At 68.8% G+C, this 14,172-nt stretch carries 4 protein-coding genes, 1 tRNA gene, 2 rRNA genes and 1 pseudogene; 7 read left to right on the forward strand and 1 reads right to left on the reverse strand.

Going from position 1 to position 14,172, the window contains the following annotated elements:
• The 4 genes and pseudogenes from FNH04_RS27400 to FNH04_RS27415 form a co-directional block, all read left to right on the forward strand.
• Nucleotides 1-106 (forward strand): 23S ribosomal RNA (locus FNH04_RS27400); the annotation flags it as partial.
• A gap of 95 nt (nt 107-201) precedes the next feature.
• Nucleotides 202-318 (forward strand): 5S ribosomal RNA (rrf, locus tag FNH04_RS27405).
• Nucleotides 319-403: 85 nt separating this feature from the next.
• A pseudogene (locus FNH04_RS27410) lies at nt 404-1,099 on the forward strand (DegT/DnrJ/EryC1/StrS family aminotransferase); the annotation flags it as partial.
• A 115-nt stretch (nt 1,100-1,214) separates the two neighbouring features.
• Nucleotides 1,215-1,287: transfer RNA gene (locus tag FNH04_RS27415), tRNA-Thr, on the forward strand.
• Between the two features lie 61 nt (nt 1,288-1,348).
• Here FNH04_RS27415 and FNH04_RS27420 read toward each other — a convergent pair.
• Complete coding sequence (locus FNH04_RS27420) at nt 1,349-4,102, reverse strand: SpoIIE family protein phosphatase (protein WP_152788469.1); 2,754 nt, start codon at nt 4,100-4,102, stop codon at nt 1,349-1,351.
• 373 nt (nt 4,103-4,475) lie between these two features.
• Here FNH04_RS27420 and FNH04_RS27430 point away from each other — a divergent pair, with 373 nt between their 5' ends.
• The 3 genes from FNH04_RS27430 to FNH04_RS27440 all read left to right on the forward strand — a co-directional run bounded on the left by FNH04_RS27430 (nt 4,476) and on the right by FNH04_RS27440 (nt 13,950).
• On the forward strand, nt 4,476-9,983 hold the full coding sequence (locus FNH04_RS27430; protein WP_322723992.1) for a HAMP domain-containing protein: 5,508 nt from the start codon (nt 4,476-4,478) through the stop codon (nt 9,981-9,983).
• 328 nt (nt 9,984-10,311) lie between these two features.
• Nucleotides 10,312-10,998 (forward strand): response regulator, encoded by a 687-nt coding sequence (locus tag FNH04_RS27435; RefSeq protein WP_152788471.1) that lies wholly within the window; start codon nt 10,312-10,314, stop codon nt 10,996-10,998.
• Nucleotides 10,999-11,211: 213 nt separating this feature from the next.
• The gene (locus FNH04_RS27440; RefSeq protein ID WP_152788472.1) at nt 11,212-13,950 is read left to right on the forward strand and encodes a DNA translocase FtsK; all 2,739 of its coding nucleotides are present in this window, start codon (nt 11,212-11,214) and stop codon (nt 13,948-13,950) included.
• Nucleotides 13,951-14,172 lie beyond the last annotated feature (222 nt).

Here is a 14,172-nt window from a genome sequence, read left to right on the forward strand (position 1 = left end):
CTTGATGGGGTAAGGCTCCCAGTAGACGACTGGGTTGATAGGCCGGATATGGAAGCACGGTAACGTGTGGAGTTGACCGGTACTAATAGGCCGAGGGCTTGTCCTCAGTTGCTCGCGTCCACTGTGTTGGTTCTGAAACCACGAACAACCCCACACCCATGGGTTACGGGTGTGGTGCGGGTGTTTACAGTTTCATAGTGTTTCGGTGGTCATAGCGTGAGGGAAACGCCCGGTTACATTCCGAACCCGGAAGCTAAGCCTTACAGCGCCGATGGTACTGCAGGGGGGACCCTGTGGGAGAGTAGGACACCGCCGAACAAATATTGAATGAGTCGGTCCCCGAACTTCGGTTCGGGGACCGACTCTTTTTTGTTCGGCGTCACTTCGTGTTCACGTTGCGCCACCAGCATCCGCAGGTATGGGTACAGCCGCAATGCTCAAGGCCGCAGGTATAGGTGCGGGTGACGAGGTCATCGTGCCGGCGTTCGGGAACGTCGAGGTCGCCGAGGCCGTCAAACTGGCCGATGCGGTGCCGGTGTACGTCGACATAGACCCCGAGACGTATTGCCTGGACATGACCGCGGTGGAGGCGGCCGTAAGCGCGCGGACCGCGGCCGTGATCGTCGTGCACCGTTTCGGCAGGAACGCGGACATCGCACGGCTGCGTGAAGTCGGGCAGCGACACGGCCTGTTGGTGTTGGAGCAGGGTGAGTCCGAGACGCCGTACGGCGAGGTGTCACAGCGTAGGGCGCATGCCGCCTATCTCAGCGGCCGGTTGCGCGGGGTGCGTACCCCGGATGGTGGTGGCGAGCACACCTACCAGCAGTACGTCGTGCGGGTGCCCGGCAACGGCCGACCGGACCGGGACGCCTTCGCACGGGCTCTGCGTGCCAGGGGAGTCGAGTGCCGGGTGCCGGTGAAGACGCCCGTGCACCGGATGCCCGGTTTCCGGCGGGACGTCTGTCTCCCGGAGACCGAACGCGCGGCGGACGAGACGCTGGCACTGCCCGTGGACGCTTCACTGACCAAGCGTGAGATTCAGCGGATCGTGTCCGCCTGCAACGCGCTCGGCGGGCTGCTGCAGCCGGCCTTCCCCTGAGGTCGGCCTCTCCAGTAGGCCGACCCCGCATGCGGGGGGCCGGAGGTATGGAGCACTCACCAGTTCGGGGTATGATCTATTCCGTTGCCGCGAGGGAAACCTCGAAACGCGACAGGCCCCTATAGCTCAGTCGGCAGAGCGTCTCCATGGTAAGGAGAAGGTCAACGGTTCGATTCCGTTTGGGGGCTCTGACAAAAGGCCTCGCCCACTAGGGCGAGGCCTTTTTGATGTGCTCGGTCAGCTCTGGCGTCAGTCCTTGTGGAGGCCCGGCACCCGCATCGCCAGGATCGCCATGTCGTCGGACGGGGCGTCGGAGGCGAAGCGTTCGACCGCGCGCATGATGCGGGACGCGACCGCGCCCGCCGTGAGGCCCGTACAGGTCGTCAGGACGTCCGTGAGGCCGTCGTCGCCCAGCATGCGCGTACCCTCGCGGCGTTCCGTGACGCCGTCCGTCACACAGAGGAGGACGTCGCCGGGGTCGAGGGTGACCGTCTGCTCGTACAGTTCCAGGTCCTCCATGACGCCGAGGAGAGGCTGGGGCTCGGCGGCAGGCTCGACCGTGCCGTCCTGGCGGAGGCGGAGCGGGAGCGGGTGACCGGCGCAGACGACCTTGAGTACGGCGCTGCCGTCCTCCTGGGGCCACAACTCGCCGTACAGGAGCGTCAGGAAGCGGCTGCGGGCGCCCTCGTCGATGATGGCGGAGTTCAGGCGCTCCAGCACCGCGGGGCCTCCGAAGCCCTCGCGGGCCAGCAGGCGCAGGGCGTGCCGGGCCAGGCCGGTGACCGCGGCCGCCTCCGGGCCCGTACCGCAGACATCGCCGATGGCGAAGCCGTAGGCGCCGTCGCGGATCGGGAAGAGGTCGTAGAAGTCGCCGCCGACCTCGTTGCCCTCGCCGGCCGCGCGGTAGATGACCTCGACCTCGACGCCCTCGATCTCAGGGAGCTCGGGCGGCAGGAGGCTGCGCTGGAGGGACTGGCTGATGGCCATGCGCTCCGAGTACAGGCGGGCGTTGTCCAGGGCCAGGGCGGCCCGCCGGGACAGGTCCTCGGCCAGTTCCAGGATCTCCTGGCGGAAGTGCTCGTCCGTCGGCTTGCCCAGCGTCAGCATGCCGATCACGCGGTTGCGGGCCACCAGGGGGAGTACGACGGTCTCGCCGCCGACCGCCGCGGCCGTCGCCAGTGTCGTACCGATGCCCGAGCTCACCGTGGCGGGCTCGCCCAGGCCCAGGCTGCGCATGGAGGTGCGCAGCGCCGCCTGGTGGGCCGCCTCTGCGGGGGCCGACCAGACGCGGGCGCCCGGGGTGGGGATCGGTTCCGGTGGGTGGATCTTGGACAGGAGCGCCTTGAGGCCGTCGATGCGCTCCTCGTCCTCGTGGAGGACGTAACTGAGGTACGGCTCGGAGGCCTGGTCGGCGATCGTGTAGACCGCGCACCAGGTCGCGAGGGTCGGGATCGTCATCTGGGCCATGAGCGCAAGGGTCTGGTCGCGGTCCAGGGTGCCCGCGAGGAGGTCCGAGGCCTCCACCAGGAAGCTGAGCGAGCCGCGGCGCAGGCGCTCCAGCTCGCCCAGGCGGGCCGATTCGACAGCGAGCGCGATGCGGTCGGCGGCGAACTGAAGGCGCAGGGCCTCCTCGTTGGAATAGCGGCTCGGGGCCTCCGCCGCCACGCCGAGGGAGCCGGTGAGACGGCCCTCGACCTTCAGCGGGACGGTGACGACCGAACGCATGCCCGTGCCGCTGAGCAGGGGTACGGCGCCGGGGACGGCCGTGAGGTCGTCGTGGACCGCCGGCATGCGGGCCGAGCCGTAACGGCCGGGCCCGGCCTCGACCGGAACGCGGGCGAAGCGCTGGCGGGCGGACGGGAGGCCCGTGGAGGCACGGACCTCCAACTCCGTTTCGTCGTCGGTGGCGAGGAGCAGGAAGGCCGAGTCGCCGTCGAGCATGTCGCGCGCGCGTTCGACTGTGCGCTGGAGGAGTCCGTCCAGGTCGTCGGGGGCCGGTGAGCCGATGAAGACCTCGAAGGGGTCCGACGGTTGGCCGTCGGACGAGGTGGCGGTGTCGGAGGCCGTGACGCGGATCGGGGTCTGGAGGACGGCGCGCTCGTCGTCCCGTACGAGAAGGCAGACCGTCGAGGGCTCGCCGTCGGTGTCGCGGACACGGAGGTGCGAGGCGTACACGGGGGTCACGCGGCCGTTGGCGCCGCGGATGCCGTAACTGCCCTCCCAGCGGGAGAGTTGGAGGGCCTCGGCGATGCCGGTGCTGGTTCCCGGGGTGTGCGGCCAGGCCGCCAGATCGGTGAGGGGCTTGCCGGTGACCTGCTCGGCGGCGTACCCGAAGAGCTCCTCGGCGTCCTCGTTCCAGGCGCTGATGGAGCCCGTGCCGTCGATCTGGACGACGGCGACACGGACACGGCCGTCGGCCATCGGGAGGAGGTTGGCGGGGAGGGACGGTCCGGCCGTACGGGTGCCCACCGGGCGTTCGGGGAGGTCGAGTTGGAACCAGACCTGCTTGTGCGTGGGCGTGTACTCGACGCCCCAGCGGCCGGCCAGGGCCGCGCACAGCTGGAGGCCGCGGCCGCCCTCGCGGTCGGGGCTGCCCATGTTGATGGGGGTGGTTTGGAGGGGAATCTCCCGTTCGGGGTATCTGTCGGCGACCTCGATGCGTACTCCGTCGTCGCTGCGGAGGCAGAGGACGTCCGCCGATGTGCCCGCGTGCACCACCGCGTTGGTGACCAGTTCGCTGGTGAGGACCACGGCGTCGTCGACGATGTCGGCGAAGCCCCAGCCCTGGAGGGTGTCACGGACGAAGGACCGGGCGGTCGCGACGGATCGTCCGACGGGCTCGAAACTGGCGGCCGCGCGCGCGGTGATCACAGAACTCCCTGTCCGGTTCTCGACGTGCTGCGACCCACGGCCGACCTGCTCCTGCCCCTGCCGCGGCAGAGGCTCGTTCCCCGTCGGCCGAGGATCCTGGGGCGGTCCCCCAGGATGCAGTCCGGTGGTCATGGTGCGGCCGCCCCTCCGATGCCTGCCCGCTCGTGCTCGTGCCACCGCCCAGGCCGGTGTACCGGCGTGGCTGGACAGCCGCATGCAAGGTTACTTACCTTCGCGGTCCATGCGGATGCCGGTCGGCCGTCTTTCCGCCCGAAGGGTGTGCGGACCGTGTGCGAAGCTGCCGAACTGTTATGGCCTGGTTCAGCCATGGTGAAACACTGGGCAAGCTTCTAAGGAGGGTCCGGGCAGGTGGGGTGCCTTCCGTATACACCGGGCAGCAGCACCCAGCCGTGGCTGGTATATCGGGCACGCGGTGGTTTCCGGTACACCGGGTGGTACCCGGGCACGCAGAGCAGAAATGGTCTACCCCTGCGGGAGGGACACAGTGGAGTCTGGCGCAGCGACGCGGGGCACTAAGACGCGCGCGAAAGGCGGACAGTCCCTGGGCAAGCAGCGCTCATCGCGCAACGGCGGCACCACAGCGGTGGACACGGCGTCCCTGAACAAGTTGCTGGCCGCTCTGGAAGCGATGCGTGACGGCAACTTCCGCAAGCGGCTGACGGTCACCGGTGACGGCGTGATGGCCGAGATCGCGGCCGTCTTCAACGAGGTGGCCGACCGCAACCTGCATCTGACCGGCGAATTGTCGCGTGTACGGCGCGTGGTGGGGCGCGAGGGCAAGCTCACCGAGCGGCTGGAGACGGGTGCCTGCGAGGGCTCGTGGGCGGCAGCCGTCGACCACTCCAACGCGCTGGTCGACGACCTGGTGCGGCCGGTGTCCGAGGTCGGCCGGGTGCTGTCCGCGGTGGCCGAGGGCGACCTCTCCCCGCGGATGGAGCTGCGGACCCAGGGGGCCGAGGGGAACACGAACGGGCATCCGCTGCGCGGGGAGTTCCTCAAGGTCGGGCGCACCGTCAACAACCTGGTGGACCAGCTGTCGACGTTCACCGACGAGGTCACGCGGGTGGCCAGCGAGGTGGGCACCGAGGGCAAGCTCGGCGGCCAGGCGCGGGTGCGTGGAATGTCCGGTTCATGGAAGGACCTGACGGACTCCGTCAACACGATGGCGTACCGGCTGACGGCACAGGTGCGTGACATCGCGCTGGTGACGACGGCGGTGGCCAAGGGGGATCTGTCCCGGAAGGTCACGGTCCACGTGGCCGGCGAGATGCTGGAGCTGAAGAACACCGTCAACACGATGGTGGACCAGCTCGCGTCCTTCTCCTCCGAGGTGACCCGGGTCGCGCGCGAGGTGGGTACCGAGGGCGAGCTCGGTGGCCAGGCGCTGGTGCCAGGCGTGTCGGGTGTGTGGAAGGACCTCACCGATTCGGTGAATCTTATGGCCGGCAATCTGACGGCCCAGGTGCGCGGGATCGCACAGGTGACGACCGCCGTCGCCAACGGTGATCTGTCACAGAAGGTGACGGTGAGCGCGCGCGGTGAGGTGGCGCAGCTCGCCGAGACGATCAACCAGATGACCGAGACGCTGCGGACGTTCGCCGACGAGGTCACGCGTGTCGCCAACGAGGTCGGTGGCGAGGGCCGTCTGGGTGGTCAGGCGAACGTCCCGGGTGCGGCGGGTACGTGGAAGGACCTGACGGACTCCGTCAACACGGTGTTCCGGAACCTCACCACTCAGGTGCGTGACATCGCTCAGGTGACGACGGCCGTGGCCAACGGTGACCTCTCGCAGAAGGTCACCGTCGACGTCGCCGGCGAGATGCTGGAGCTGAAGAACACCGTCAACACGATGGTCGACCAGCTGTCGGCGTTCGGTGCCGAGGTCACGCGTGTGGCGCGCGAGATCGGCGTCGAGGGTGAGCTGGGCGGTCAGGCCCAGGTGCCGGGTGCGGCGGGTACGTGGAAGGACCTGACGGACTCCGTCAACACGGCGTTCCGCAACCTCACCGGACAGGTGAGGAACATCGCTCAGGTGACGACGGCCGTGGCCAACGGTGACCTCTCGCAGAAGGTCACCGTGGACGTGTCCGGCGAGATGCTTCAGCTGAAGAACACCGTGAACACGATGGTGGACCAGCTGTCCGCGTTCGCCGACCAGGTGACCCGTATGGCCCGTGACGTGGGTACGGAGGGCCGCCTCGGCGGTCAGGCCGTGGTGCCCGGGGTGAGCGGCACCTGGAAGGAGCTCACCGACTCCGTCAACTTCATGGGCGGCAACCTCACCTCCCAGGTGCGGCAGATCGCCCAGGTGACGACGGCGGTGGCCCGGGGTGACCTGTCGCAGAAGATCGACGTGGACGCGCGCGGGGAGATCCTGGAGCTGAAGAACACCATCAACACGATGGTCGACCAGCTGTCCGCGTTCGCCGACCAGGTGACCCGGGTCGCGCGCGAGGTGGGTACGGAGGGCCGGCTGGGCGGGCAGGCCCAGGTGCCCGGTGTCGCCGGTGTGTGGCGGGACCTCACCGACTCCGTGAACGGCATGGCCGGCAACCTCACCGCCCAGGTGCGCAACATCGCGCAGGTCGCGACGGCGGTGGCCCGGGGTGACCTGTCGCAGAAGATCGACGTGGACGCGCGCGGGGAGATCCTGGAGCTGAAGAACACCCTCAACACGATGGTGGACCAGCTGTCGAACTTCGCCGAGCAGGTCACGCGCGTGGCCCGTGAGGTGGGCACGGAGGGCATCCTCGGCGGACAGGCCGAGGTCCAGGGGGTGTCCGGCACCTGGAAGGACCTCACGCAGTCCGTGAACTTCATGGCGAACAACCTGACCATCCAGGTGCGCAACATCGCCGAGGTCACGACCGCGGTCGCCAAGGGCGACCTGTCGAAGAAGATCACCGTCGACGCGAAGGGCGAGATCCTCGAACTCGTCACCACCGTCAACACGATGGTGGACCAGCTGTCGTCCTTCGCCGAGCAGGTGACCAGGGTGGCCCGCGAGGTGGGCACCGAGGGCATCCTCGGCGGCCAGGCGCACGTGCAGGGTGTCACGGGCATCTGGAAGGACCTCAGCGACAACGTGAACCTGATGGCCAAGAACCTGACCATGCAGGTGCGCAACATCTCCCAGGTCGCGGCGGCCGTCGCCAACGGCGACCTGACCCGGACGGTGACGATCGAGGCGCGCGGCGAGGTCGCGCAGCTCGCCGACACGTTCAACACCATGGTGAAGACGCTGAGCTCGTTCGCCGAGCAGGTCACCAAGGTGGCCCGTGAGGTGGGTACGGACGGCATCCTCGGCGGTCAGGCCCAGGTACCGGGAGTCGCCGGTACGTGGAAGGACCTGACCGAGTCCGTGAACGGGATGGCGTCCAACCTGACCGGTCAGGTGCGCAACATCGCGATGGTCACGACGGCCATCGCCAAGGGCGACCTGACGAAGAAGATCGACATCGACGCGCGCGGCGAGATCCTGGAGCTCAAGACCACGATCAACACGATGGTGGACCAGCTCTCGTCCTTCGCCGAGGAGGTCACCCGGGTCGCCCGCGAGGTGGGTACGGAGGGCCAGCTGGGCGGTCAGGCGCGTGTGCGGGACGTCGACGGCACGTGGCGCGACCTCACCGAGTCGGTGAACGAGATGGCCGGGAACCTGACCCGGCAGGTGCGTGCCATCGCGCGCGTGGCCACCGCGGTGACCCGTGGTGACCTCAACCTGAAGATCGACGTGGACGCCTCGGGTGAGATCCAGGAGCTTCAGGACTACATCAACAAGATGATCGCCAACCTGCGCGACACCACGATCGCCAACAAGGAGCAGGACTGGCTGAAGGGCAACCTCGCTCGTATCTCGGCCCTGATGCAGGGCCGCAGGGACCTGGACGACGTGGCCTCGCTGATCATGAGCGAGCTGACGCCCGTCGTCTCGGCGCAGCACGGCGCGTTCTTCCTCACCATGCCGCTGGTCGACGGCAAGGACCTCAAGGACCTGGGCACGGGCGACGACGACGCGTACGAGCTGCGCATGCTCGGGTCGTACGGCTACTCCATGGGCTCCATGCCGACGTCGTTCCGTCCCGGTGAGGCGCTCATCGGGACGGCCGCGATGGAGAAGCGCACGATCCTCGTGGAGAACGCGCCCAGCGGCTATCTGAAGATCTCCTCCGGACTCGGGGAGGCGCCCCCGGCGCAGGTCATCGTGCTTCCGGTGCTCTTCGAGGGGACCGTGCTCGGTGTCATCGAGCTGGCCTCGTTCACACCGTTCACGCAGATCCAGAAGGACTTCCTCAACCAGATCGCCGAGATGATCGCGACGAGCGTCAACACCATCTCGGTCAACACCAAGACCGAGGTGCTGCTGAAGCAGTCGCAGGAGCTGACCGAGCAGCTCCGGCTGCGCTCCGAGGAGCTGGAGCAGCGGCAGAAGGCCCTGCAGGCGTCCAACGCGGAGCTGGAGGACAAGGCGGCGCTGCTGGCCCGGCAGAACCGCGACATCGAGGTCAAGAACACCGAGATCGAGGAGGCGCGGCAGGTCCTGGAGGAGCGCGCCGAGCAGCTCGCGGTGTCGATGCGCTACAAGAGCGAGTTCCTGGCGAACATGTCGCACGAGCTGCGCACCCCGCTCAACTCGCTGCTGATCCTCGCCAAGCTGCTCGCGGACAACGCGGAGGCGAACCTCACCCCCAAGCAGGTCGAGTTCGCCGAGACGATCCACGGGGCGGGCTCCGACCTGCTCCAGCTGATCAACGACATCCTCGACCTGTCGAAGGTCGAGGCGGGCAAGATGGACGTCTCCCCGACGCGTATCGCGCTGGTCCAGCTCGTCGACTACGTGGAGGCCACCTTCCGGCCGCTCACCGCGGAGAAGGGCATCGACTTCTCGGTACGGGTGTCGCCGGAGCTGCCCGCCACGCTGCACACCGACGAGCAGCGGCTTCTGCAGGTGCTGCGCAACCTGCTGTCGAACGCGGTCAAGTTCACCGACAGCGGCGCGGTGGAGCTCGTCATCCGGCCGGCGGGTGTGGATGTCCCCGTGGCCATCCGGGAGCAGCTGCTGGAGGCCGGCTCGCTGAGGGACGCGGGTGCCGACCTGATCGCCTTCTCCGTGACCGACACCGGTATCGGGATCGCGGCGAGCAAGATGCGCGTGATCTTCGACGCCTTCAAGCAGGCCGACGGGACCACGAGCCGCAAGTACGGCGGTACGGGGCTGGGGCTGTCCATCTCGCGGGAGATCGCGCGCCTGCTGGGCGGCGAGATCCACGCCCAGAGCGAGCCGGGGCGCGGCTCCACGTTCACCCTGTACCTGCCGCTGCACCCGAGTGAACTGCCGCCCCAGGGATACGCGCAGCCCGCGCCCGCGATCGAGCCCGGCGAGCTGGTGGCGTCCGAGGCCGAGGTGTCCGCGGCCGGTATCGAGACGCCGGCCGAGGTGAAGTCGTACCACGCGACCCAGAACGGGCCCGCCGCGCTCTTCAGGCGCCGCCGCAGGGCGCTGCCGACGGCTGAGCGGCGCGCCGCGTCCGGCGGGGCCTCCGGGGCCGCCGGGCAGGAGCAGTGGTCGTCCAACGGCCAGGAGGCGGCGGCACAGCCGCGGGAGGGCATCCGGTTCGACGGCGAGAAGGTGCTGATCGTCGACGACGACATCCGTAACGTCTTCGCGCTGACCAGCGTGCTGGAGCAGCACGGACTGTCGGTCCTGTACGCCGAGAACGGCCGCGAGGGCATCGAGGTCCTGGAGCAGCACGATGATCTGGCGGTCGTGCTGATGGACATCATGATGCCTGAGATGGACGGATACGCGACGACTACGGCGATCCGCCGGATGCCCCAGTTCTCGGGGCTGCCCATCATCGCGCTGACCGCCAAGGCGATGAAGGGCGACCGGGAGAAGGCCATCGAGTCGGGGGCGTCGGACTACGTCACCAAGCCGGTCGACCCCGATCACCTGCTCGCGGTCATGGACCAGTGGATGCGCGGCGAGTGAGTGGCCGGGTGTCGGGAGTGGGTGTGGGGAACTGGTGTGCCGGGGGTGGTGAGTTGCCGCCGCGGCGCACCTCACCTCGTATGACCGACCGTGGCCGGGGCCGTGTAGGAGGGCGGGATTCGGGGAACCTTCTGGTCTCCCGCTACGTTTCTGCTACGTGCACAGTGACATCACGGTGACAGGGTGTGGCGACGGGCGGGGTGCGGCTACCATGACCGGCACAAGGACGGGCGGCGTAAGGGAGCCGTCCTCTGGGGCAATGCCCGGCGGTGTTGTCCCAAGTCCTGCGGACAGGGGAGGCCCCACGCCGGGGCGAGGAGGGCGGGCCATGGTGCAGAAGGCCAAGATCCTCCTGGTCGATGACCGGCCGGAGAATCTGCTGGCGCTGGAGGCCATTCTCTCTGCGCTCGATCAGACGCTGGTGCGGGCATCGTCCGGGGAGGAAGCACTCAAAGCACTACTGACGGACGACTTCGCGGTCATCCTGCTGGATGTCCAGATGCCGGGAATGGACGGTTTCGAGACGGCGGCGCACATCAAGCGGCGAGAGCGGACCCGGGACATCCCGATCATCTTCCTCACCGCCATCAACCACGGCCCGCACCACACCTTCCGTGGGTACGCGGCGGGCGCGGTCGACTACATCTCCAAGCCGTTCGACCCGTGGGTGCTGCGGGCGAAGGTCTCCGTGTTCGTCGAGCTGTACATGAAGAACTGCCAACTCCGGGAGCAGGCCGCCCTGCTGCGGCTCCAGCTGGAGGGCGGTGGCGGCAAGTCGGCGCCCGGTGAGAGCAAGGAGCCGGCCGGCATCCTCGCCGAGCTCTCCGCGCGGCTGGCGGCCGTCGAGGAGCAGGCCGAGGCGCTTTCCAAACAGCTCGACGACGAGTCGGCCGACGCGGCCGCGGTGGCCACGGCAGCCCATCTCGAACGCAAACTGACGGGGCTGCGCAGGGCGTTGGACGCCCTGGAACCCGGGGCGGGGAGCGGGGCGCCTTCGGTGCCGTCGCAGAACTGAGCGGGTTGCTTCTGCGCATGTTTCCGGGGTCCGCACCGTCTGCCCCCGTCTCGGTCCGAGCCACCCGGACTGCGCCAAGCGGCGTAGTCCGGGTGAACGCATGTCAGGGCCCACACCGGCGGCGTCAGTCTGACGCCCTTTCCACGGCGACACGAACGGGTGAAGCAGAAGCCACACGTGTCGGCTGTGGCCTGCACCGGTAACCTCACACTCATGGCCTCACGTCAGCCCGCAGCCAAGAAGCCCGCGAAGAAGGCGGCCGCTCCGACGAAGGCTCCGGCGAAGAAGGCCCCCGCGAAAAAGGCCGCCGCGAAGAAGGCGCCCGCCAAGAAGGCCGCGGCGAAGAAGGCGGCCCCTCCGAAGCCGGCGCCCAGTCCGACCGGCGGTGTGTACAAGCTCGTACGCGCCGTCTGGCTCGGTGCCGCGCACGCAGTCGGTGCCGTCTTCCGTGGCCTCGGGCAGGGTGCGAAGAACCTCGACCCGGCGCACCGCAAGGACGGCATCGCCCTGCTGCTGCTCGGCCTCGCCCTGATCGTGGCCGCCGGCACCTGGTCCAGCCTGCGGGGCCCGGTCGGGGACCTGGTCGAGATGCTCGTCACCGGCGCCTTCGGCCGGCTCGATCTGCTCGCGCCGATCCTGCTCGCGATGATCGCCGTACGGCTCATCCGGCACCCGGAGAAGCCGGAGGCCAACGGGCGCATCGTCATCGGTCTGTCCGCGCTCGTCATCGGCGTGCTCGGCCAGGTCCACATCGCGTGCGGGGCGCCCGCGCGCGGCGACGGCATGCAGGCCATCAGGGATGCGGGAGGGCTCATCGGCTGGGCCGCGGCCACGCCCCTGACGCACTGGATGGGCGAGGTCCTCGCCGTACCGCTCCTCGTGCTGCTCACGATCTTCGGGCTGCTCGTCGTCACGGCGACCCCGGTGAACGCCATTCCGCAGCGGCTGCGGCTGCTCGGCCGGAAGCTGGGCATCGTCCAGGACCCCGTCGACGAGGAGCTCACCGAGGACGAGCAGCGCTACGACGACCAGTGGCGCGAGACGCTGCCCGCGCGCTCCCGGCGCCGCAGGAGGGGCTCCGAGGAGTACGAGTACGACCCTGACAGCGCCGAGCAGGAGGCTCTCTCGCAGCGCCGTGGCCGCTCCAGGCGGTCGGCCGTGTCCCAGCCCGACGCGGACCGGCCCATGGACGCGGTGGACGTCGCCGCGGCCGCCGCTGCCGCGCTCGACGGCGCCGTCCTGCACGGTATGCCGCCCTCGCCCCTCGTCGCCGACCTCACGCAGGGCGTCACCGTCGAACGCGACGGCTACGAGGAGACGACGCCGATCCCGGCCTCGCGCTCCAAGCCGCCCAGGCAGGCGGCCAAGCCCCCCAAGCAGGAGAAGCTGACCGGCGAGGTCCCGGACCTCACCAAGAAACCGCCGTCCGAGACGCGTGACCTCCCGTCGCGCGCCGAGCAACTCCAGCTCTCCGGCGACATCACGTACTCCCTGCCGTCACTCGACCTCCTCACGCGCGGGGGGCCAGGTAAGGCGCGCAGCGCGGCGAACGACGCCATCGTCGACGCGCTCACCAACGTCTTCACCGAGTTCAAGGTCGACGCCCGCGTCACCGGCTTCACGCGCGGGCCGACGGTCACGCGGTACGAGGTCGAGCTCGGCCCCGCCGTGAAGGTCGAGCGGATCACCGCCCTGACGAAGAACATCGCGTACGCCGTCGCCAGTCCCGACGTACGCATCATCAGCCCGATCCCCGGCAAGTCCGCGGTCGGTATCGAGATCCCGAACACCGACCGGGAGATGGTCAACCTCGGTGACGTGCTGCGTCTCGCGGCAGCCGCCGAGGACGACCACCCGATGCTCGTCGCGCTCGGCAAGGATGTCGAGGGCGGCTATGTGATGGCCAACCTGGCGAAGATGCCGCACGTGCTGGTCGCCGGCGCCACCGGTTCCGGCAAGTCGTCCTGCGTCAACTGCCTGATCACGTCCATCATGGTCCGCGCGACCCCCGAGGACGTGCGCATGGTCCTCGTCGACCCCAAGCGGGTCGAACTGACCGCCTACGAGGGCATCCCGCACCTGATCACGCCCATCATCACCAACCCCAAGCGGGCCGCCGAGGCGCTCCAGTGGGTCGTACGGGAGATGGACCTGCGGTACGACGACCTCGCGGCGTACGGCTACCGGCACATCGACGACTTCAACGAGGCCGTGCGCAGCGGCAAGGCGAAGACACCGGAGGGCAGCGAGCGTGAGCTCCAGCCGTACCCGTACCTGCTGGTGATCGTCGACGAGCTGGCCGACCTGATGATGGTGGCGCCCCGGGACGTCGAGGACGCGATCGTGCGTATCACACAGCTCGCGCGCGCGGCCGGTATCCATCTGGTGCTCGCCACGCAGCGGCCGTCGGTCGACGTCGTCACGGGTCTGATCAAGGCGAACGTGCCCTCACGGCTCGCCTTCGCCACCTCCTCGCTCGCCGACTCGCGCGTCATCCTGGACCAGCCCGGCGCCGAGAAGCTGATCGGGAAGGGCGACGGGCTGTTCCTGCCGATGGGGGCCGGCAAACCGACCCGTATGCAGGGCGCGTTCGTGACCGAGGAGGAGGTCGCGGCGGTCGTCCAGCACTGCAAGGACCAGATGACGCCCGTGTTCCGGGACGACGTCGTGGTCGGCAGCAAGCAGAAGAAGGAGATCGACGAGGACATCGGCGACGACCTCGATCTGCTGTGCCAGGCGGCCGAGCTGGTCGTCTCCACCCAGTTCGGGTCGACCTCGATGCTCCAGCGCAAGCTGCGCGTCGGTTTCGCCAAGGCCGGGCGGCTCATGGACCTCATGGAGTCCCGTGGCGTCGTCGGTCCGAGCGAGGGCTCCAAGGCGCGTGACGTCCTTGTGAAGGCCGACGAGTTGGACGGTGTGCTCGCGGTCATTCGCGGGGAGGCGGACGGCTAGGGAACGGCTGGGGAGACGGGGCTCCGGGAGGCTCCTGAGGGGGCCCGGAGAGCGGGCTGTGTATTCGAACGTGACCTACCCGTAAGGGAATGGTGAGCAACCGTTTCCCAGTGGCGTACGTCAAGTTGAGGGAGGGGACAGATATATGTCCCACCCTCAGGATGACCGGCCATTCTGATGGCGTACAAAGTCCCACCGCCCGGTTGCCCCACCCTTTCGTAC

The sequence above is a fragment of the Streptomyces phyllanthi genome (assembly GCF_009377205.1).
Taxonomy (GTDB): Bacteria; Actinomycetota; Actinomycetes; order Streptomycetales; family Streptomycetaceae; genus Streptomyces; species Streptomyces phyllanthi.